The sequence below is a fragment of the Reichenbachiella versicolor genome (assembly GCF_003171675.1).
GTDB classification, from domain to species: Bacteria; Bacteroidota; Bacteroidia; order Cytophagales; family Cyclobacteriaceae; genus Reichenbachiella; species Reichenbachiella versicolor.
On sequence record NZ_QFZQ01000009.1, the window covers coordinates 154,712 to 176,230 of the forward strand.

17 protein-coding genes and 1 tRNA gene are annotated in these 21,519 nt (G+C 36.3%); 9 read left to right on the forward strand and 9 right to left on the reverse strand.

Annotated features, from left to right (window positions below):
* Window positions 1–210: 210 nt before the first annotated feature.
* From DKG80_RS17625 to DKG80_RS17635, 3 genes are all read left to right on the forward strand, one after another.
* Window positions 211–1,308: a vWA domain-containing protein gene (locus DKG80_RS17625; protein WP_109832696.1), complete on the forward strand. Its 1,098-nt coding sequence runs from the start codon at window positions 211–213 to the stop codon at window positions 1,306–1,308.
* Complete coding sequence (locus DKG80_RS17630) at window positions 1,308–2,831, forward strand: sigma 54-interacting transcriptional regulator (protein WP_109832697.1); 1,524 nt, start codon at window positions 1,308–1,310, stop codon at window positions 2,829–2,831. Before DKG80_RS17625 ends, DKG80_RS17630 begins: the two co-directional genes overlap by 1 nt.
* A 439-nt stretch (window positions 2,832–3,270) precedes the next feature.
* Complete coding sequence (locus DKG80_RS17635) at window positions 3,271–4,176, forward strand: RluA family pseudouridine synthase (RefSeq protein WP_109832698.1); 906 nt, start codon at window positions 3,271–3,273, stop codon at window positions 4,174–4,176.
* A 282-nt stretch (window positions 4,177–4,458) separates the two neighbouring features.
* Here DKG80_RS17635 and DKG80_RS17640 read toward each other — a convergent pair whose 3' ends face one another.
* From DKG80_RS17640 to DKG80_RS17660, 5 genes are all read right to left on the reverse strand, one after another.
* Entirely contained in the window at window positions 4,459–5,412 is a 954-nt protein-coding gene (locus tag DKG80_RS17640; RefSeq protein WP_109832699.1) for a c-type heme family protein, read from the reverse strand.
* A 142-nt stretch (window positions 5,413–5,554) separates the two neighbouring features.
* Entirely contained in the window at window positions 5,555–6,877 is a 1,323-nt protein-coding gene (gene rseP, locus DKG80_RS17645; protein WP_109832700.1) for an RIP metalloprotease RseP, read from the reverse strand.
* A complete protein-coding gene (locus tag DKG80_RS17650; protein ID WP_109832701.1) occupies window positions 6,877–8,031 on the reverse strand; it encodes a 1-deoxy-D-xylulose-5-phosphate reductoisomerase in 1,155 nt (384 codons plus the stop codon). Before DKG80_RS17650 ends, rseP begins: the two co-directional genes overlap by 1 nt.
* A gap of 78 nt (window positions 8,032–8,109) precedes the next feature.
* Window positions 8,110–9,606, reverse strand: a complete 1,497-nt coding sequence (locus tag DKG80_RS17655) for a GH3 auxin-responsive promoter family protein (protein ID WP_109832702.1) — start codon at window positions 9,604–9,606, stop codon at window positions 8,110–8,112.
* Between the two features lie 98 nt (window positions 9,607–9,704).
* A complete protein-coding gene (locus tag DKG80_RS17660; RefSeq protein WP_109832703.1) occupies window positions 9,705–10,073 on the reverse strand; it encodes a hypothetical protein in 369 nt (122 codons plus the stop codon).
* Window positions 10,074–10,342: 269 nt separating this feature from the next.
* On the opposite strand from DKG80_RS17660, the gene DKG80_RS21470 reads away from it, so the two are divergent.
* Window positions 10,343–11,656 carry a thrombospondin type 3 repeat-containing protein gene (locus DKG80_RS21470; RefSeq protein WP_109832704.1) on the forward strand — a complete coding sequence of 438 codons (1,314 nt, stop codon included), beginning with the start codon at window positions 10,343–10,345 and terminating at the stop codon, window positions 11,654–11,656.
* A gap of 825 nt (window positions 11,657–12,481) precedes the next feature.
* Complete coding sequence (locus tag DKG80_RS17670; protein ID WP_162555960.1) at window positions 12,482–13,279, forward strand: hypothetical protein; 798 nt, start codon at window positions 12,482–12,484, stop codon at window positions 13,277–13,279.
* A gap of 79 nt (window positions 13,280–13,358) precedes the next feature.
* Here the strand turns inward: DKG80_RS17670 and DKG80_RS17675 are convergent, their stop codons facing one another.
* The 4 genes from DKG80_RS17675 to egtB all read right to left on the reverse strand — a co-directional run bounded on the left by DKG80_RS17675 (window position 13,359) and on the right by egtB (window position 16,963).
* Window positions 13,359–14,405: a M42 family metallopeptidase gene (locus DKG80_RS17675; protein WP_109832706.1), complete on the reverse strand. Its 1,047-nt coding sequence runs from the start codon at window positions 14,403–14,405 to the stop codon at window positions 13,359–13,361.
* Window positions 14,406–14,432: 27 nt separating this feature from the next.
* A tRNA-Leu gene (locus tag DKG80_RS17680) sits at window positions 14,433–14,516 on the reverse strand.
* A 232-nt stretch (window positions 14,517–14,748) separates the two neighbouring features.
* Window positions 14,749–15,723: an L-histidine N(alpha)-methyltransferase gene (gene egtD, locus DKG80_RS17685; RefSeq protein WP_109832707.1), complete on the reverse strand. Its 975-nt coding sequence runs from the start codon at window positions 15,721–15,723 to the stop codon at window positions 14,749–14,751.
* A complete protein-coding gene (gene egtB / locus DKG80_RS17690) occupies window positions 15,716–16,963 on the reverse strand; it encodes an ergothioneine biosynthesis protein EgtB (protein WP_109832708.1) in 1,248 nt (415 codons plus the stop codon). Before egtB ends, egtD begins: the two co-directional genes overlap by 8 nt.
* A gap of 370 nt (window positions 16,964–17,333) precedes the next feature.
* Between egtB and DKG80_RS17695 the strand changes: the two genes are divergently transcribed.
* The 4 genes from DKG80_RS17695 (at window position 17,334) to DKG80_RS17710 (ending at window position 21,372) form a co-directional block, all read left to right on the forward strand.
* On the forward strand, window positions 17,334–18,641 hold the full coding sequence (locus tag DKG80_RS17695; RefSeq protein WP_109832709.1) for a sensor histidine kinase: 1,308 nt from the start codon (window positions 17,334–17,336) through the stop codon (window positions 18,639–18,641).
* Window positions 18,628–19,755, forward strand: a complete 1,128-nt coding sequence (locus DKG80_RS17700; RefSeq protein WP_109832710.1) for a hybrid sensor histidine kinase/response regulator — start codon at window positions 18,628–18,630, stop codon at window positions 19,753–19,755. Before DKG80_RS17695 ends, DKG80_RS17700 begins: the two co-directional genes overlap by 14 nt.
* A 109-nt stretch (window positions 19,756–19,864) precedes the next feature.
* The gene (locus DKG80_RS17705; RefSeq protein ID WP_109832711.1) at window positions 19,865–20,683 is read left to right on the forward strand and encodes a purine-nucleoside phosphorylase; all 819 of its coding nucleotides are present in this window, start codon (window positions 19,865–19,867) and stop codon (window positions 20,681–20,683) included.
* The gene (locus DKG80_RS17710) at window positions 20,680–21,372 is read left to right on the forward strand and encodes an SDR family oxidoreductase (RefSeq protein ID WP_109832712.1); all 693 of its coding nucleotides are present in this window, start codon (window positions 20,680–20,682) and stop codon (window positions 21,370–21,372) included. Before DKG80_RS17705 ends, DKG80_RS17710 begins: the two co-directional genes overlap by 4 nt.
* Window positions 21,373–21,519: the final 147 nt, after the last annotated feature.

The following is a 21,519-nucleotide window of genomic DNA, read 5'->3' on the forward strand; positions in this document are numbered from 1 at the left end:
TCTAGATAGGACTTTAATCAAAGTTTATTATTCATTGTTGCAAAGCACCTAATTCCAATGAATTGATTTAACCGTATATAATAGAGAATAGAATGTACTAAATGGTCCATTATCTCTATTACTCATTAAATTCAACTACTTTTCTACAGTCAACCCAAACCATTTCGGTTTGATTCAGTTAAGATTACATGAATTTTACCCACTACTGAGATGATCGGTCACAGATTTACACATTTCATACCTGACCAAGACAAAGGAAAGGATACCTATGAATCACTATACAAGATATTTCGTGAGCTACTATTGATTACATCAGGTGATCCTCAGGAAGCTTTGAGTTGGTTGACCAACCTTGACCAACAGTACAATATCACTACGGAAGATTACGGGATTGGGGACTTTATCGAAGACCTAAAGAAAGAAGGCCTATTGAAGGAGAATCCTGCTGACGGAAAAATGTCTATCACAGCTAAGACGGAAAATGATTTCAGAAAGAGTGCGCTCGAAGAGATCTTTGGAAAGTTGAAAAAGGGAGGTAAAGGGTCTCATGATACTTTCAATACAGGAAAAGGAGAGGAGAGAGGAGTAGATTTGCGAGACTTCCAGTTTGGAGATTCTCCAGCAGACATTGCGATGACAGAGAGTCTCCGTAATGCACAGATCAATCATGGATTCGACAATTTTGAGCTGAGAGAAAGTGATATAGAAGTAACAGAGCGTGAGTTCAAAACTCAGACCTCTACCGTCTTAATGATAGACATCAGTCACTCTATGATTCTTTATGGAGAAGATAGAATCACTCCAGCTAAGAAAGTCGCTATGGCTCTGGCAGAGTTAGTTCTTCGCAAATACAAAAAGGATACCTTAGATATTATCGTTTTTGGAAATGATGCTTGGCAGATCGATATCAAGGATCTTCCTTATCTCAGTGTAGGTCCATATCATACCAATACCATCGCTGGACTAGAGTTAGCGATGGATATTTTGAGAAAGAGAAAGAATCAAAACAAGCAAATATTCATGATCACGGATGGTAAGCCTACGTGTATGAAAGTTGGCTTGAAATACTATAAAAACAGTTTTGGCCTAGATCCCAAAATTATAAGCAAGACCATGAACCTTGGAGCAAGCTGTCGTAGGCTTGGCATTCCGATTACTACGTTCATGATCGCCAGTGATCCATACTTAAAGCAGTTCGTGAAGCAATTTACCGAGGTGAATAATGGTAATGCTTACTACAGCGACTTACAGGGATTGGGACACTTGGTATTTGAAGACTTTAAAAGAAACAGACGAAAAAATCTATAATGGCAGACTACAGTAAATTGTCCATTGATCAAAAACGATCAATCAATACACTAGGTGCGCTCAAGAAATCTGGCTATACACCTAAAACCGTAAAGGAAGAACTAAGAGACAACCTTATTCAATCAATAGAAGACGATGTTAATGTGTTTGAAGGGATTTGGGGGTATGAGCATACGGTCATTCCAGATGTGGAGAGAGCTATTTTATCTAAACACAATATCAATCTTCTGGGTCTTCGCGGTCAAGCCAAAACTCGTATCGCTAGACAGATGGTCAACCTTCTAGATGAAGTGGTACCGGTAGTAGGAGGAAGTGAGCTAAATGACGATCCTATGGATCCTTTGACCGATTTTGCTAAGGATTTGATAGCGGAAAAAGGAGATGATACACCAGTAGTTTGGTTGGAGAGGGACGAAAGGTTTACGGAAAAGCTAGCTACTCCAGATGTATCTATTGCCGACTTGATAGGTGATGTAGATCCGATCAAAGCTGCTTCCATGAAGTTGTCTTACGCAGACGAAAGAGTCATTCATTACGGGCTTGTACCGAGGACACATAGAGGTATTTTTGTCATCAATGAAATTCCAGATTTACAACCGAGAATTCAAGTTTCGCTTTTCAATATTCTACAGGAAGGAGATATTCAGATAAGAGGCTTCAAACTAAGACTTCCCTTAGATATCCAGTTTGTATTCACTGCCAACCCTGAAGATTATACGAATAGAGGAAGTATAGTGACTCCTCTCAAAGATCGATTGGGAAGTCAGATTATTACGCATTATCCCAAGTCTATTGAAACTAGTCTGAGAATTACTGAGCAAGAAGCAAATAAGAGACCTACGGATAATGTAAAGTTCAATGAGCTGTCTAAAATGATCATTGAGCAAATAGCGATAGAGGCTCGCTCTAGTGAATATGTAGATGAGAAGAGTGGTGTATCAGCTAGACTGACCATTACTGCTTACGAAAATCTAGTGAGTGCAGTAGAGCGTCGTATGTTCAAGAACAAAGAAAAGACAGGATATGTCAGAATATCTGATTTTGTAGGTGTCATTCCATCCATTACTGGGAAAATTGAGTTGGTCTATGAAGGAGAGCAAGAAGGGGCAACTATTGTCGCACAAAACTTAATAGGAAAGGCCATTAGAACTTTATTCGTTGATTACTTTTCTGATCCAGACCAAGTCCGTAAAGCGAAAGATCAAAAAGACCCATACAAAGCAATAGCGAACTGGTTCGGTAATGGGAATTTAGTTGATTTGGTCAATGATTATAGTCAGTCAGAGTATGAAAACGAGCTAAATAAGGTTCCAGGATTAGCTGATATAGTAGACAAAGAAATTAAAGGTACGAAGGATAAGAACTTTAAGTATTTCTTAATGGAATTTGTACTGTTTGCGATGGTGGAGTACAGTTACCTAAGTAAGCATAGTCTAGACGAAGGTCTTAGAATTGATGATTTATTAGGAAGCATGCTGTCAGGGATTGATGAAGAGCCAGATGATGAACAGAAGTTCTATTAATCGTAGGTTTAATATTTAAGGTCAATATGACTTAATAGTATAGAGCACTAAAGCACTAAGGCTGCCTATAAGTAATAACATTTAAAAGCCCTGAACTTGGTTTAGGGCTTTTTCAGTAAATAGTGCTTACGATTGTTGATTGGTTTTACAGAGTCAATTATTTCTTTCTCTTTCCTTCGAGTTCTTTTACCCTCTTTCTCAATTGGGCATTGTCATAGCTTAACACAAGTATTGCTAACAGAAATGACATCTTAAATATGAGAGAGAAAGCGTTGTAACCAGGAATATGCAATATCATAGCAATAGCGGAACATATAACGGATAAAGATATGATAGCGTAAAGTGCGTTGAGGTTTTTCATAAGAGCGAATTTATTGTGAAAACATGAAACAATCGAATGACTAAATGAGAGTAGGTAAAAGCGTTTTAACTTTGTCTCATGACAGAATCGTACATTGTTCCCAAAGGCGGAAAACCTCAATTCTTAAATCTTCTAGCCCCTAAAGTTTTTAAATGGTTGGCTTCAAAAGCTAAAGCTAAAAAAGCTATTGCGTCAGGTGAATTGAAGGTCAATGGAAAGCAGGTCAATTGGGATGCAAGAGTGTTTTCAGGTGATGAAATCACATTTAGTCAAAAGGGAAGACAACAGGCTACGCCTAAACGAAAAGTCTATCAGGAAAAAATTCCTGTAATATATGAAGACGAGCATCTTGCAGTACTTAATAAACCTGGTGGAATTCCTGTCAATGGAAATCAGTTTAAGACACTAGAAAATGCATTACCTTATAATCTTAAGCCTTCAAAGGAACCAGATGCTCTTGAAATGATTCGTCCATTGCATAGATTGGATGGACCTACTTGCGGTTTAGTGATGGTGGCCAAGACTGACAGAGCACAGGTAGCAATGGGAAAGCAATTTCAATTCAAAGAGATTAGAAAGCGCTATAAAGCAGTAGTGATAGGCAAGTTGAAAGAGTCAAAAGGCACTATCGAAAAGCCAATAGACGGAAAGAAAAGTACTAGTGAATATGAAGTGTTAACTTCTAAACCTTCAGCAAAGTATAAAGCTTTGACACTAGTTAACTTATATCCAGTTACTGGACGAACGCATCAACTTCGTATTCATATGTCTGAAATTGGTCATCCAGTGGTAGGTGATAAATTCTATTCGGGGAATCAAGATGTTCTACAAGGAAAGGGATTATTACTTTGTTCAGACAAACTATGGTTTGATCATCCCATTACAGGGGAAAAAACAGAAGTTGAAATTAAGATTCCAAACAAGTTTATCACTGTTATGGAACGAGAATCACAGCGAGTTCAGAGAAATAGAAGAGTACGGTAATCTATAGTTTGTCGCAGCTCAGCGACAACAAAAAAAATTCTTGATTTTGCTGCCGCCGGATTGCGACAACGAAAATGGGCGTCATTTTTCTTGCAGTTGCGTGAGGGAACAAAATTAGGAGTCAGCTTTAGTAAATCTGCGTGAGGGAAGAAAAATGGGCGTCATTTTTGATGAATCCAGCTGAGGGACGAAAAACTGCTCCAATTTTTACTCCCTCATCCGTCGGCAAGAAAAACGAGCGTCAATTTTCTTCTCGCGGGTTCGAGTTAACTGTAGGTAGAGTTATTTTATCATCTCCACTACCCAAATACCACGAAGTTGATTCTCTTTATAGCCTATAGCTAAGTCATTAGGATATAATTCCTTGATTTTGGCATGGGTTTCTGATTTTAGCTCCTTACCAAGTGTGCCATGACATTGCAGACACATTTTGTTGGTGATAATTGGGTAAAAGCCAGTGACAACATTTTCGTCTTCAGTCAATAGAGGTATAATTGGTTTACCATCCTCCAGTGCTTGCTTAGCAATTTCGATATATTCAAGCTGTTTTTTATTTGCTTGATTATCTGGGTTGCGAGGCAGGTCACTAACACGGCTGATATCTGTGTCTAATTCCATAGACATGCTATCGGTTAGATGGTAAGCATTCTCATCACAGAAAGTCAACGCTGCAATAGTCCCATTGTTGTTAATCTGTTTCATTAGGTTTTTACCCAGTACTTTTTTCGTTTTCATAGCTAATTGCAGTCCTAGCTTGGTCATATCATTAGACTCCTCTTCGTTATCAATCTTATCATGACTTTCTTCCCAGTGAGCATCAAACCACTCAGGTTTTTCTTGTTCCGTATAGTAGATGTAAGCTGAGATAGCATCTAGTTGATTGTCAGTAAAACTAAGTTTAGGCATCACTCCGAATTTACGAACAGCATTATACATCAATGCCCTGTTCTCAGATGGGTCTTTCATGAATAAGCTAATTCTGTTTTTGAATACCTCAAATGAAGGAGTATCCAAGGAGTATCGTCTTTTTACGGCAATCATTGGAGGCGCTATGCGGCCGATTTCAGAAGCTTGAGCATTGTGGCATGCTATACATTGTGACAGAACTATAGTTTCACCTTGACGCAGTACTTCCGGAGTAATATTTCCAATTTGTTCGAAAGAGCTGTTTTTCTTAGGTGTACAGCTGAATAATGCTAATGAAAGAAGTAACGCAACTAGTTGTAGATATTTCATGGGATGAAGTCTTAGTAACTCGGGTTTTAAGTTAAGCAATACTAGTTGATGTAGAAGAGGAGATTTGTATCAAATGCTACCAAACAAAAAGCCCTTTCCAACCTGAATTGAAAAGGGCTTTGACTTTAGAGACAAATCTTTGTTAAAAGAATGTCTTGAAAATATCATTAAAGATGGCAAATCCCATCAGTCCTAGAAGTAATACCATTCCTACTTTCTGAGCATTTTCCAAGAATTTGTCAGAAGGTTTTTGACCTGAGATCATTTCGTAAGTTAGGAATACTACATGACCACCGTCCAATGCAGGAATAGGCAAGAAATTCATAAATGCTAAAACCATAGAAAGCAGCCCTGTTAAACTCCAGAATTTGGTCCAATTCCATGTCCCTCCGAACATTTGAGCAATTCCGATTGGGCCACTTAAAGATTTACTTGGAGAAACTTCCCCTCTGAATATTTTACCAAAAGCCTGTATGTTTACCCAGACTACATTGAAAGCTTGTGCGGTTCCTTTGCTTACAGATTCTCCAAATGTATAGTCGGCATGTCCAAACTCAAGTGTTACCATAGATTCAAACCCTATTGTACCCTCTTCAGTTACCTCAAAGTTTAGCAGTTCGGTAGAACCTGATTCTCTTTTTACTTCGGCTTTGATTTCTTTTCCAGCATTTCTAGCAAGAATCGACTTGAAATCAGCAAAGTAGTTTGTAGTAGTGTCGTTAACAGCAAGAATGATATCGTTGGCTTTTAATCCACCTTTGTCAGCATTACTGCCTATGATTACCCTTCCTACTTTGAATGGTTGTTGTGGTCCTATGAATAAGCCATCATATTTCTTTTTATCTGCAAACTTATCTAGGAAGCCCTTTGGTATCGAAACTTCTAAGATTTCTTCACCTCTCTTTACAGTATAGTAAGACTTATCGTCCAAAATAATGTTAGTATTGATAAGGTCAGAAAACTTTTGATAGTCCTTACCATTTAGCTTTAGAATTTTATCTCCAGTCTTGAATCCAATTTCTTCACCCAGCTTGTATGCAACTATACCATGTTTATTAAGCTCTTCTTTTGTCAAGAACGATTCTCCTTGACTGTATGTCATCAAAACAAAAATGATAATACCTGTGATGACGTTAACGATGATACCTCCCATCATAACGATGAGCCTTTGCCAAGCTGGCTTAGATCTAAACTCCCAAGGTTCTGGTTCTGCTGACATAGAGTCTACATCGAGCGACTCGTCTATCATTCCTGTGATTTTTACAAAGCCTCCAAGAGGAATAGCTCCGAAAGAGTACTCCGTTTCACCATACTGAAATCCCCATATTTTAGGAGGGAAGCCTATAGAAAATTTCTCTACTCGCATACCGAAGGCTTTTGCGGCCAAAAGGTGACCTGCTTCGTGTACTCCTACTAAAATTGAAAGTCCCAGCATTAACTGGGCAGCCATAATTATTCCTTCCATCAATTACATATTTCAATAGCCAATCTACGACTCTCTTCGTCGGTAGCTACATAATCTTCTAAACTTGGAGACGTGATTAACGATACTTTGTTCATGCACTGTTCTATGATATCGGACATTTGGAGGAATCCAACTTTGTCTTTTAGAAAGGCATCAACAACGATCTCATTTGCGGCATTTAATATGCACGGCATATTTCCACCTTGTTTCATCGCCTCATACGCCAGCCCTAGATTACGAAAAGTATCAAGGTCTGGTTTTTCGAACGCCAAAGATGGGTAATCCATAAAATTGAACCTAGGAAAAGTACTTTTTATTCTGTGAGGGTAGGTCATGGCATACTGGATAGGAAGCTTCATGTCAGGAAGTCCCATTTGAGCCTTCATAGATCCATCTTCAAACTGAACGATTGAGTGTATAATTGACTGTGGATGAACGATTACTTCGATTTGATCATCAGACAAACCAAATAACCACTTGGCTTCGATTACTTCAAGTCCTTTATTCATCATTGAGGCGGAGTCAATGGTGATTTTCGCCCCCATTTCCCAATTAGGATGTTTTAAAGCTTGAGCTTTCGTTACATTGATAAGCTCTTCACGACTTCTACCTCTGAAAGGGCCTCCTGATGCTGTTAAAATTATTTTTTCGATAGGATTTCCAACTTCACCAGTTAAACACTGAAAAATGGCTGAGTGTTCCGAGTCCACAGGGAGAATTTGTGACCTAGAAGTTTCCAACATCTTATTGATCAATTCTCCTGCAACCACCAAAGTTTCTTTATTGGCTAAAGCAATATCCTTATTGGCCTCTATGGCTCTAAGTGTAGGTTTAAGACCTGCATATCCTACTAAAGCAGTAAGTACTATATTGACTCTTTCCATCTCTGCAATATGACAAAGGCCATTTTCGCCAGCGTAAACTTTAATGTCTAGCGGGTCAAGAGCGGTGAATACTTCATCATATTTGTCTTCGTTGCCAATAACTACAACATTGGGATTAAATTTCTTAGCTTGTTCGATGAGCAGGTCTGCATTATTATAAGCAGAGATAGCTTCTACTTCGAATTTGTCAGGGTTGGCTTCTATAACTTCTAAGGCCTGTGTGCCGATGCTGCCTGTAGAGCCGAGAATGGAAATGACTTTTTTTGACATTCTAATTGGTGTATAAGCAATTTAGGAACGAAAGTAATAAAGAAACTTGTCATACATAGGTAGTATGATGATATAGGATTATACTTTGAATTTGATCAACTTATCTGCAATTTTCCTGTCATTAGATAGCCTTGGAACCTTATTTTGACCACCTAGTTTACCTTGTGATTTCATGTAGTCTATGAAGCTGTTTTTCTTCAAAGAAATAACTTCTAATTTTTCTAGAATACTTCCTGTAATAAGATCTTCATAGTAGGTGTTTAACTCAGTCAATCGCTGATCCAGATCTGATCTGAATTTCGCCATATCGGAAGGTGGGGTTTCAAACTCTATAAACCACTGGTGTCTTGGTAGTCCTAATTCTGGCGTGACCTGAGGGGCTACTGTGAATTCAGTTAACTCTGCTTCTTTATTCAATGAAAGTGCATAATTCATAGCCTTTTCAACTTCCTGTCCTATCACATGCTCACCAAATGCTGAGATGAAATGTTTGATGCGCCCTGTTACTAATATTCTATATGGGTCTTTAGAAACGAACTGAATGGTATCACCTATTGAATATCCCCAGAGTCCAGCATTACTATTAATGATCAAGGCATAATTGACGCCTATTTCTACTTCGCCAATACTAAGCCTTGTAGGGGCATCATTAAAATATTCATCTGCAGGAATGAATTCGAAAAAGATTCCAGAGTTTAGAAGCATTAAAAGCCCGGGGTCTTCGAGTGTGTCTTGATAAGCAATGAAGCCTTCAGATGCAGGGTAGGTTTCAACAGAGTCTATTTCTTTTCCTATACTTTCAAATATTTTTCCTTTATATGGTTCGAAGTTTACACCACCGTACACGAAAAGAGAGAAGTTTGGAAATATATCTTTAATAGCCTTCCCTGATTTTTCGGTTAGTCTATCAAAGTACATCTGAACCCAAGGAGGAATCCCTGAGATTAGGGTCATATCCTTGCTGAACGTTTCTTCTACTATGGTGTCTACTTTCGTTTCCCAGTCTTCTATACAATTAGTCTCGTAGGTGGGCATCTGGTTAGAACGTAGGTAATTAGGTACATGATGGTTTACTATTCCGGATAGTCTTCCTGTGTGAACTCCTGTTGTTTTTGTCATTATCGGACTTCCAGAGAGGAAGATTAAGTTCCCATCAAGAAATTGGCTGTTTCCAGAATTGTTTACATAAGTCAACAAAGCATTCCTAGCACTATTGATATGATTGGGGATGGAGTCTTTAGTGATTGGGATGTATTTAGTACCAGAGGTAGTGCCAGAGGTTTTAGCAAAATATGCGGGTTGACCTGGCCAAAGTACGTCTTTTTCTCCTAGTTTTATTTTTTCAACATACGGCTTTATGACTTCATAGTCCCCAATAGGTACTGCTTGTTTGAAGTCTTGATAATTATTAATCTGTGAGAATTTATGATCCTTACCAAACCGCGTATTGGCTGCTCTTTTTACAATTTTTTTCATGATGTCGTCTTGAACTTGGACGGCATTCATTGACCATTTTTGCTGTTCTTTGGATATGTAGTTGGCGAAAGGTTTGCTGAGTATGGATCGAATTCCCATGCTGCTGATATTTTTTGCTCGAATATACTTAGCAGCGAATAAAAAATCTTCTCAACGATCAAATCTGTTGATTCGGATTAGTGAGAAAGTTTCTTAGTTTATCCGTTTTGCTTCTTTCTTTCTTCGTTAGCATACTTGTTGAAGTTGTTTACTTCAGCTTCTGATACTCCCAGAAAATCCGCGTACATTTTGCGTTGTACATTCCAAAAGTCTCTTACTTGTTCTTTGAATTGATCAGGAGTGATTTCTCCCTTTTTTTTCTGCTGTACATAAGCCGCGTATTGATTTTTGGTTTCAAGCCTTAGCTTATAAAACTTCTCTTTTTTAGCCTTTTTTAATTTGAAATAGTTTTTCGCTAAGTCAGCTTCAAATTCAGCAGCTTTCATTCTATTGATTTCTCCAGTTGACTGTGCGTTTGATTGATAACCTATCATCAAAACAAAAAGAAATGCTACAAGCGTTTTCATAATTATTTAAAATTTAGTCAAGTCAGCTCAATGACCTTTTAATCAGTAAGGTTAATACAATATCAGGTTTTAATGCTTCATCAAGGAGGGACAGAATCTAGATAATTTTATTAGGTGCGAATGCACCCTCAAATCGATGAGGTTTTGTACACCATTGTTTTTCGATGAGTTATAATTATTGATGGATGAATGTGTTGTATATGCTTAAATATGAGATGTTTATAATTGGTATTTTTGTATTTATACTCAACTTATAACACCTGATACCAATGTATTGTTCCAATCAAATAATAAAAAATTACTTTATAATTTTTATATCTATTGTTATTCTATTCACTTCATGTGGAGGAAAAGAAGAAGTGCTCGACCAAGATGAAGATGGCATAGAAGACACAATTGATAATTGTCCTTCGACACCCAATCCAGACCAATTGGATGAGAATAGTGACGGGATAGGGGATGTATGTGAAATAGATACCGATTTAGATGGCATCTATGATTATGCCGATAATTGTCCAGAGATTGCTAACGAAGATCAAGCAGACTTTGATAGTGATGGTATTGGTGACACTTGTGACCCTACTACAGTAGCTGAAGATAGAGAGTACATGATAGCTGCCATGGATGCTACTTATCAAACCATCCGAAACCTCAAAAAAGGAGACGGTATGGAAATGATAATGGATGAAATGCTGAGTTTAAGAGCAGGAGAGTTTCCCGAGACCCTTTGGATTGATGCACTTACTGAAAATTTGGAAGCGAATTTATTAGAAGTACAAGGCGGGGATGAAATCTCTAGACTTGATCTAGTTAAGTTCGGGGGTACATATACATTCAATAAAGAAGACAGTATGTGGACTAGAAAATTAGTTTCTACTTCAATGATTGAATTTCAATTTCCGTCAAGTCAATATGAGCCTAATCTCAACGCAGTATTGACTATTAGTAATTATGTTGATCAAAAAATTACAGCTAATCAAGATGATTACTATTTGCCTATTACTGGTAATGTTTCGTTTTCAAATGACGGTATCAAAATGGTCGAAATTGGCTTGGTGTCTGCTTCGTACGCGATAGTGGATACTAATGCTTCTGATTCTATCACTGTAACTAACTTAGAAGCCGATATCTATCTTAATCCAGTTACAGTGAAGCTTGTCATGTCAAAAGAGGGAATGAACTATGAGGCAAGTTTAGCTTTGATAGAAGGTGGGCAGGAATCTGTTAAAATCACAGTGAATGCTGAGTTGAATCAATCCACTTTCGAAAATTTGACGCAAGATGATATCAAGAGTTTGACTTTCGAGTTGAAAATGCACTATATGAAAATTGTATCTGCCTCTGATTTATCCAGTTTGTTCAAGTTGGAAGATCCAACGGATCAAGAAATTGCAGATGCTATGGATGTTGATATATTAATAAATAATGTAGCAATTGCTGATATTGGATACGATTCAAGTCAAGAACAGATTACATTGGTTTATAAAGATGACTCCTCTGAAGATGCTCAATCGTTTGTAGAAGATTTTGTTCTGGACGTAGTGACGATGATTGAAGAGTATACGGGAGAAATTCTAGATTAACATTGGTTCGTTGTGTACTTAAAAATAACAGGCCTAAAACATCAGTTTTAAGCCTACTATTTATCAATTGAGATTCATTAGATACTGAGCAACTGATGATCTAATTTACCTTGTGTTTACATATAAAATTAAAAATAAAGTTGTTCACTAAGATGGAAAAGATTGTTTTTTATGGTTAGTTCAAATTTTAGTTGAAATAAAACATAATAGAAGAAAGTAATACTTACTTACAAATAGTAAAAATGGTGTTATAGGTCTTAGCCGCTCAAGTATTAGTATCATAAAATTTTTTTACCAAAAATTTGACTTTGATAAGTCAATTAAACGGTCAATGGTTTAATCTAAATTAACCCAGACAAGCCATATTGGGAGTAGAAAACTAGGTTATTTTGTATAGTTAAGAGCAAGTCAATTTTTTTTGTGAAAAACTCACGATTAAGAGAGGTATATAATTTTAAAATTGGTATATCTTAAGAACACTACCATTATTTATCTAGTTTGAAATCACAGAATCTAAAACTATCTTTCAAAAACTGGTCACAGTTCTGTTTTGTGTCGAAGATGAAAACTATAATACGCTATGTAAAACAGTCAAATCAATAGTTTATATCAACTAGCTTTTAATTTTTCTATTCTTAGATTGAAATTTTGAAAAAATCAGTTCATACCGTTGTAAAGAATAGAAGGTGGTACTAGATTCGTGCCACTCAATTAAAAGACGTGTTGAGACATTTAATTATATCCTTAGTACTGTATTTCTTGTAAATGTTATTGGACAAGCAAAGTCCAAGACTTAACTGATAACAAATAAACAAAAATAAACTAATGACACATTTTAAAAACAAACTAGTATTGTGTTTGTTGCTATTCGCAACAATTTTTTTTCAGTCTTGTAATGATGAATCTAAAGAAGAGTCGATAGAATTTTCTCCAAACGAAATCAATACTACACCTCACGTTTACAAGGGGAAAACTTATGAACTTAGTAGTTACACGGATAAAAAAGGAATTGAAAAGTTTATAGAAAATGAACAGTATTTTTTGTTCGAAAACATCCTAAAAGACGAAAAAATAGTACATGTGGATTATTACAGGTCAAACGGTCTGAATATCTATTATTTTGATTCACAGGTTGAGTTAGAGAACTATTTTAGAGATTTAAACAAAAATGCAATTATTCGTTTTAATGAGAGTTCAAAAAGGAATCGTGAGATTGTAGATCATACTATATACTTTACCTTCTATGATGGCCCGAATTATTCACGTAAATTTTTTTCACATGAACTAGGATTGGCTCAAATATTTGAAGAAGGTGTTGAAGAAGGTTTTAATTTTTCAGGGAGATTTTCACGTGCAAATGATAAAGTAAGTTCTGTTTCTTTTTATAACGCCTCACATCTATTGAATGTGCGTATTACAATGTATAAAGATCATAACTTTTCCGGATACAGAAGATTTATATACTTGGATCCAGAGTCTTGGTATAAGAGTTCCTTGTCTATCGATTATTATTCTCATGATTCTAATGGACGTCCTTGGCCTTCTGGAACTGTAAAAGGTGACTGGAATAGAATGGATAATACATTAAGTAGTATGAGGTTTAAAGCCGATTTTGAATACTAATTGACTGCTATTAATTTTATAATAAAAAAGGCTGCTACTGTATGGTGAAGCAGCCTTTTTTGGATCAACTAAAGTTTGACTATTTCCAACTCCAATCGTATTCTCCGATCTTTTCAAGAGCGGCTACTAATAAGTCAGTGGATCCGTTGATGTCGTCTTTGTCTGCCATTTCTATTACTTGATGTAGATGACGAGTTGGGATGCTGATTGCACCTGAAATGGAACCATTTTTACCTTTTCTTTGAAGTCCCGCTGTGTCAGTTCCACCGGCTACCAATATTTCATTTTGCCATGGGATTTTGGCTTCGTTTGCAGTTTTTCTAAGGAACCTGACCATACGTTGGTCACAAATTGTCATAGCATCTAGTATCTTAATTGCTGTTCCTTTACCTAGTTCTGTAACATATTCATGAGGCTGAGCACCAGGAAGGTCATAAGCTATAGTAGTATCAAGAGCGATTCCAAAATCAGGATTGATAGAGTGTGCCGCTACTTCTGCACCACGGAGACCTACTTCCTCTTGAACAGAGAATACGGCATATACATCATGAGCAGGCGACTTTATTTTTTTCAATGCTTCAACAAGAATAAATACTGAAACCCTATTGTCGATTGATTTACAATTAACACAGTTGCCCATTTCAATTAATTCCCGTTCTCTGGTAATAGGGTCTCCTATAGATACAAGTTTTTCAACATCCTCTTTTGACATGCCTAGATCTATAAAGTAATCTTCTTTTTTGGCTACTTTATTTCGTTCTTCTGGGCTCATGATGTGTATAGGTTTACTACTCATTACCCCCATTACATCTTCTTTTCCGTGAATTATTACACGTTGGGCAGTGAACGTCTTAGGGTCAAAACCTCCTAATGTTTGGAAACGAATGAAACCTTTATCGTCAATGTGACTTACGATGAATCCAATTTCATCCATATGGGCAGCAACCATCACCTTCTTGTCTGTTTTGCCTTTCTTGACGGCAATAACATTTCCCATATTATCGACCGAATACGAGTCTACATGGTCTTTAATTTCTTCTATGACAAGGTTTCGGATTGCGTTTTCAAATCCCGGAGCACCTGGTGCTTCACAGATTTTTTTTAGTAACTCAGTATTAAAAGACATCTTGGAAAAATTGAGAGGAAAAAGAAGTGCGCACGAGAAGATTCGAACTTCCACGGGATTGCTCCCACCACCCCCTCAAGATGGCGTGTCTACCAATTCCACCACGTGCGCATCAGTTAAAGGACTGCAAAAATAGAATTTATTGTTAGAAATGCTAGGTGTTTTTTACTTGATACATTTTTAAGATAATTCTATTACTTATCTTCAAGCAGATATTTGTAATCAAATAAGTCCGTTTCATACTAACGGTAAATTTTCGATAGACTTCTCAATGTGTTGAACTAGAGTTTTTTCGGTCCTACTAGACTAAAGCTTAGGTATCGAATCAAAACGTTTTGATGACTTATATTACCCTCCAAATAGTATTTGTGAATTGCTTTTTTCGGTCGAATAAATAGTCAATAATTTCAAACCCTGTATTCTTTCCAAGAGTTTCAATGTCTTTCAAACTATATTTTTTCGAAATTTCAGTGTGAATAGGCTCCCACTGATCGAAATGAAATGTATTTCCATTTATTGTCACAGTTTGATTCTCTTTACTTAATAATGAACTTTTACAATCTCCTGTAATAGGGTCATAAGAAGCATTGTGAATAAATTTGCTTCGCTCAAAATCTCCATCAAGTTCATGATTAATTCTATCTAATAAGTTTAGATTGAATTCTGCGGTTACTCCTTTTTTGTCCGAATAAGCCGCTAAAATTGACTCTGGTTTTTTCTTCAAGTCAATACCTAATAAGATTAAGTCTCCTGTGTTTAAATCCTGACTAATCTTAGAAAGAAATGTTTTTGCTTGTTCGTTAGTGAAGTTTCCAATATTTGAGCCAAGGAATAGTAGAATGTTTCTCCTGTCTGATTGATGAGAGAGCTTATCTAATACTTCAAAGTAATCTCCCTGAAGTGTATTGATATTTAGTTCTGGAATTTCCTGATTAAGACTAGAAGCCAAACCGTTTAATGCATTTTGAGAAATATCAATTGGTAGATAACTGAAGTCAGCCTCTTTTTGTAGAAAATACTTCAATAACACTTTTGTTTTGAGACCATCGCCAGCACCAAATTCAATTAGGTTGAACGGTTGATCATTAGGAGAAAAAGTATCAAGAATTTTATCTGCTTGGAGATTGAAAATTTCGAATTCTGCTCTCGTCAAATAGTATTCGTCAAGTTCCATGATTTGTTGGAAGATTTGATCGCCTTTTTTGTCATAGAAATATTTAGAAGAAAGAGACTTAGGATACTGATTTAGACCAGAAATTACGTCTTTGTAAAAGTCAGATGAGATATCAATCTTGGGTTTTTCAATAGTATCAAACATGTTTAGCAAGGCGAATTCCAGTGAACTGCCAGTTTAGATGTGGGTGAAAAAAATTTCTATAGGTTGGACGTATATGGTTACGAGGGGTTGCGTAAGAACCACCCTTGAGAACCATTTGGTTAGTCATAAATTTTCCATTGTATTCTCCTAGCGCACCTTCAGGAGCTTCGTAGTACGGATATGCAGTGTAGGCTGAACTAGTCCATTCCCACAAGTCTCCATAAAACTGATAATTTCCTTCAGTAGGCTGAATTGGTTCAAAAGTATCCATGTCAGATAGATTGGCTGATACTGGAATGCTAGGCTGATGAATACCACAGGCAACTTCCCATTCAAATTCCGTAGGAAGCCTCATTCCTTTCCATTTCGCAAATGCGGCTGCTTCAAACTGGCTTACATGAGCTACAGGAGTATCTAGGTTCACTTTTTTTAAACCATGCATGGTGTAGTTATACCAAACACCGTCCATATTGTGCCAGTGAAATGGAGCCTTTTTGTCATTAGTTTTGACCCATTCCCATGCTTCAGAGTACCAATGTCTGAAATCCTGATAGCCTCCATCTTGAATGAATTCTAAGAATTCTGCATTAGTGATAAGTCGATCTCCAATTATATAATCATGAAGAAAGACGCTATGATGACCTTTTTCATTATCAAAGCAGAACCCATCACTATTATGTCCGACTTTATAAATGCCTTCAGATACATCCAGAAATCCTAAAGGGGTTGCTGAGCTAAGGTTTTTGTTATTCGATTCCTCTCGATATTTAGGGAATAAAGGGTTATTTCCTAGAATGTACTTTATATCATAGTATAAAAGTTCTTGATGTTGTTGTTCATGTTGAAGTCCAATCTCTATGATGTTGAGAAGCTCAGTTGAAAGGTTAATGTTCTCGATAAAGTCCTTCATACATTTATCTACATATTTCCTGTAGGAATATATATCCACAACTGAAGGTTTTGAGAGGTTTCCTCTATTAGTTCTGAGTACTCTATTTCCTACTGTTTCGTAATAGCTGTTGAAGACATAATTATATTCGGGGTGAAACAATTTGTAGTCAGGCATGAATGGAACCAACAACATTTGCTCAAAAAACCAAGTAGTGTGACCAAGGTGCCATTTGGGAGGACTAACATCTACAATAGGTTGAACCACATAATCTTCTGGTTCTAGAGGTTCGCAAATTAATTCTGATTGTAATCTGATTTGGTGATACCTGAACAGTAAATTAGTGATCACGGAAGTTTGAAAAGTGTTAATAATTGAATTTTTAATCGGTCTAAGGTTTAGTTTTAGCTCATAAGTTACACTTTTAGACTGGAAAAAGTTCGCAAGGGTTGTCTTTTATGATGCGAAGATTAGGTCTGGAACTATGAAAATCTTCTTCATTAAAGTCTATTTTTAGTAAAAAGCAGTCAAATATGAGGGTTATTATATAGTGCAGTTAATTATGTATATTAAGACAGTATTAACTAAATATGTTCTTTGATCTGATACAGCTGAGAGTTTCCATTTTTCTAGTTTAAATATTTGACTTCGTCATCTTCAGTAATCACTCAAAATCCCTTATCTTTTATAATCAATACTCGGGTAGAGTAAAGTAGCAGCTATGGAATATTATATGAAAACATTGTTGTTTGATCCAACAATTATTTGTCAAGCCATTTCAAATCAGCTTTCATTTTTATTATTCAACAAGACTGCCGATTTGAATAATCATTGGATTTCCTATCTCGATTGGATTCTATTAGCAACGCTGATTATGGTTATTATCGTAGCTGCTCGTTTACTCAATAAAAAAACATCTACCAGAAGATTTATCCAAAATAAAATAATAGAAGAGGCGACGGCTGAAGTCAATAGACAGAAGGCCGAAATCCTAAGTCAATCAGAAGAACTTCATCAAGCGTATGAAAAAATTAAAATTAAGAACGATGCAATTGAGGAAGCTTTTTCACATCTCAGTGAATCATTTTCTAAGCAAAGAGACCTAAATAAGTTTAAGGAGATGACCACTGCTATGATCGTACATGATTTTAAGAATGCATTGAATACGGTGATCAGTTTTTCAGAGGGACAGCCATCTCCATTAGAAATAAGGAGTATAAATCAATCAGGGAAGAATATGCTCAATATGGTATTGAACATACTTGATGTACAAAAATTTGAAAATACGGATGTTGCCATCTCTCAAAGTGAGCATTTTTTAGATGAGATGATTAAGAGTGTAATAGAGCAGACAGACTTTATGATCGAGCAGGATAATATTACAGTCCATTATTCATCTGCTAAGAAGTACTTATGCAATGTAGATCTAGAGCTAATGTCTAGAGTATTTTGTAATATTTTGATTAATGCACTTAAATACTCTCCTACAAATGGAAGAATTGAAATAAAATCTAAACGAAACGGTGACTTTGTAGAGGTTTCATTTATTGATCAAGGTCCAGGGATTCCAAAGAGAATGCTTCATCGAGTCTTTGAAAAATACACTCAAATTTCACCTAAAAGCTCTAAAGGTATAAAGTCTACTGGATTAGGATTAGCCTTTTGTAAAATGGCAGTAGAGGCACATGGAGGTAAGGTTTGGGCAGAATCAGAAGAAGGTAAAGGCGCCACATTTATTGTTCAACTTCCTTTAGTACAGAGCTATGAAGCTAAAGAAGTAAAGGTGGCTAAGGTTTCATATGAGAAAAAAGGGTTTAATGTTATTGATTTACAAGTGATTGAGCCTGTTATTAACGAGATTAAAAATTACCAAGTCTTCGATTATAGTGAAATAATGAAAGCTATTGAAAGATTAAATGATGACAACCAAGAAGTCAAATACTGGAAGAGTTATGTTGTAAATGCTGTTCAAAACGTGAATGAGTCTGAGTATGAAAGATTAATTAATGTGTTAAATGTATCTGGATAATAATACTGTCATATTGATCGCAGATGATCAGCCTGATAATTTGAAGGTTATTTTGAACGTACTTGAAAAAGAACGACCAAATGCCAAATTCCTTTTAGCGACGAATGGAGAAATGGCTGTAGATATCGCTACCAAAAGACTTCCAGATCTAATTATTATGGATTGGGAGATGCCAAAGCTCAGCGGGTTTGACGCACTTAAGGTTATTAAAGAAAAGGAAAAAACTAAAGATATCCCGGTCATAATGGCAACAGGTCGTGCCTCATCCGAGGATTTAAGAAAAGCGTTAGCAGCTGGAGCTTCAGACTATATTCGAAAACCGATAGAGAGAGTAGAGTTGTCAGCAAGGGTGAATACCTGTTTGTCAATTAATAGTCTATTGCATCAAGTCAAAGAAAAGAATACTGTACTAGAAGACCTTAATAGGGAAAAAGATGGAGTGTTAAGCGTCGTAGCACATGATTTGAGGACACCTCTTAGTAATATTTTTAGTTTATCTACTCTTATCGAATTGGATGGTAATCTCAACTCTGAACAACAAGGGTATATCATTCAAATGAAAGATGTGGTTCATCGTGGTACGGCATTGATTCAAGATCTATTAGATGTTAATTCCGCCAGAAACGGTGAAGTTAAACTTAAATTGGTTGATTTACCGATCGAAGAATTTATTAAAGCTTGGAAGATTAGTTTTAAGACTCAACTTCAGCATAAGAGCCAAAGCCTAAAGGTTGTCATTAAGTTGGTGGATAAAATCATGACTACAGATAAGACTATGCTTGCTAGAGTGCTAGATAATTTAATGACCAATGCTATGAAGTTCTCTGTTGCGGGTGCTAAAATGTATTTAGATATTACTCAGGAAGAGAAGAATATCCTTTTTGCTTTAAAGGATGAAGGTCCAGGGATAAGTCAAGAAGATCAAAAAAAGATGTTTAAACCTTTCAAGAGATTAAGTGCTACGCCTACCGCTGGAGAACATACCAATGGACTTGGCTTATCTATTGTTAAAACATTGACAGAAAAACTACAAGGAGATATTCAATTGGAAAGTGAGCTGGGTGTTGGTACAACGTTCTTTATAAGATTACCTGTAAAGATTGAGAGAGGTTAAATATGTTTACTTAGGGTTTACTATGGCTAGATCTTAAAAAATTAAGACTAACTGAAACTATTTTGTGCGGTCTGTAGTAATCTTGAAGTTACAGAGATCAAAACAACAGATGGAATATCTAGAGCAAATCAAATTTAGTGCTGATTTCATTCAGTCTAAAATAATGGAATCTCCCAAGTACGGAATTATACTAGGTACTGGATTAGGAGGTTTGGTAGACGAAGTAGATGTTGAGTTGGAAATTGATTATGAAGAAATTCCTCATTTTCCAGTTTCTACAGTCGAATTTCACAAAGGGAAATTGATTTTTGGCAAATTAGGAGACAAGTCTGTAGTGGTCATGAAAGGTAGATTTCATTTCTACGAAGGCTATACCATGAAAGAAGTTACATTTCCAGTCAGGGTTATGAAACTTTTAGGGATTGAAAAATTATTCATCAGTAACGCTGCTGGAGCTTTGAATTCTGATTATGGTAAGAGTGATTTAATGATTCTTGACGATCACATCAATTTGCAAACCGAAAACCCACTGGTAGGAAAAAATCTAGATGAGTTAGGAGATAGATTTCCGGATATGAGCCAACCGTATGATTTTTCATTGATTGATAGAGGTCTCAAAATCTCCAAGTCGTTTGATACTAAGGTTCATAGAGGTGTTTATGTAGGAGTAAATGGACCGAATTTAGAAACTCGTGCCGAATATAAATTTCTTCGGATTATCGGTGCAGATGCTGTAGGTATGTCAACGGTTCCAGAAAATATTGTAGCTCGTCAGATGGGGGTGCCAGTCTTCGCTGTATCTGTTTTGACAGATGTATGTTATGGGGAGATAGAAAAGGTGAGTATAGAAGATATTTTAAAGGCTGCTGCTAAGGCAGAACCAGATATGACCAAACTAATTAAAGAACTTATAATACAAGATTTATGATACTCAAGGAACAAATTGCTATTGTAACAGGAGCTAGTAAGGGAATTGGAAGTGAGTTAGTAAAACAGTTGCTTGAACTAGGTGTCAAAGTTGCAGGTTGGAGTAGAACTAATGGTATTACTGAACACGAAAACTATTACTTCTGTTCAGTGGATGTTAGTAATCCAGATCAAGTTAGAGAGGCTTATAGGTCAACTGTAGATTATTTTGGAAAAGCGCCAACTGTACTTGTTAACAATGCTGGAGTAGGTTTTGTTGAGACTATAGACGAAATGAGTTTTGATCATTGGAAATTAATGTTTGATATTAATGTTAATGGGGTCTTTCACTGTAGTCAGGCAGTAATTCCTGCTATGAAAGATTTTGGGTTTGGTCACATTATTAATATTGGTTCTGTGGCAGGAAGAAATCCTGTCAAAAATATGGTCGGGTATGCTGGTACAAAGCATGCTGTTACAGGAATTTCTCATTCCATGTTTATGGAGTTAAGAGATTTTGGGATTAAAGTTACCTGTATTTATCCAGGTAGTGTAAAAACTCAATTCTTCGATGATATGGAGGAAGTCAACGCTCATGATAATATGATGATGCCACAAGATGTAGCTTCAAGTATAATTCACTGTCTAAATACACCACCAAATTATTTACCAGTAGATTTTGAAGTGCGGCCATTGAAACCTAAAGGTTAAAAATAAGTTTTGTTGAAAAATGTTAAAGCAAATCAGTAACAATGGTTTGAGCTTGGCATTTTCTACGATACACTTACATTTGCACAATTAAGAATTTACGTTTTGTTGAAGTAATGTAGCCTTGATAGGTTACTAAATGCTCTATTC

Bases quoted from the DNA above. Each gene is read 5' to 3' on its own strand.
- DKG80_RS17625 (WP_109832696.1), top strand. From the start codon at position 211: ATGATCGGTCACAGATTTACACATTTCATACCTGACCAAGACAAAGGA.
- DKG80_RS17630 (WP_109832697.1), top strand. From the start codon at position 1,308: ATGGCAGACTACAGTAAATTGTCCATTGATCAAAAACGATCAATCAAT.
- DKG80_RS17635 (WP_109832698.1), top strand. From the start codon at position 3,271: ATGACAGAATCGTACATTGTTCCCAAAGGCGGAAAACCTCAATTCTTA.
- DKG80_RS17640 (WP_109832699.1), bottom strand. From the start codon at position 5,412: ATGAAATATCTACAACTAGTTGCGTTACTTCTTTCATTAGCATTATTC.
- rseP (WP_109832700.1), bottom strand. From the start codon at position 6,877: ATGGAAGGAATAATTATGGCTGCCCAGTTAATGCTGGGACTTTCAATT.
- DKG80_RS17650 (WP_109832701.1), bottom strand. From the start codon at position 8,031: ATGTCAAAAAAAGTCATTTCCATTCTCGGCTCTACAGGCAGCATCGGC.
- DKG80_RS17655 (WP_109832702.1), bottom strand. From the start codon at position 9,606: ATGGGAATTCGATCCATACTCAGCAAACCTTTCGCCAACTACATATCC.
- DKG80_RS17660 (WP_109832703.1), bottom strand. From the start codon at position 10,073: ATGAAAACGCTTGTAGCATTTCTTTTTGTTTTGATGATAGGTTATCAA.
- DKG80_RS21470 (WP_109832704.1), top strand. From the start codon at position 10,343: ATGTATTGTTCCAATCAAATAATAAAAAATTACTTTATAATTTTTATA.
- DKG80_RS17670 (WP_162555960.1), top strand. From the start codon at position 12,482: ATGACACATTTTAAAAACAAACTAGTATTGTGTTTGTTGCTATTCGCA.
- DKG80_RS17675 (WP_109832706.1), bottom strand. From the start codon at position 14,405: ATGTCTTTTAATACTGAGTTACTAAAAAAAATCTGTGAAGCACCAGGT.
- egtD (WP_109832707.1), bottom strand. From the start codon at position 15,723: ATGTTTGATACTATTGAAAAACCCAAGATTGATATCTCATCTGACTTT.
- DKG80_RS17695 (WP_109832709.1), top strand. From the start codon at position 17,334: ATGGAATATTATATGAAAACATTGTTGTTTGATCCAACAATTATTTGT.
- DKG80_RS17700 (WP_109832710.1), top strand. From the start codon at position 18,628: ATGTATCTGGATAATAATACTGTCATATTGATCGCAGATGATCAGCCT.
- DKG80_RS17705 (WP_109832711.1), top strand. From the start codon at position 19,865: ATGGAATATCTAGAGCAAATCAAATTTAGTGCTGATTTCATTCAGTCT.
- DKG80_RS17710 (WP_109832712.1), top strand. From the start codon at position 20,680: ATGATACTCAAGGAACAAATTGCTATTGTAACAGGAGCTAGTAAGGGA.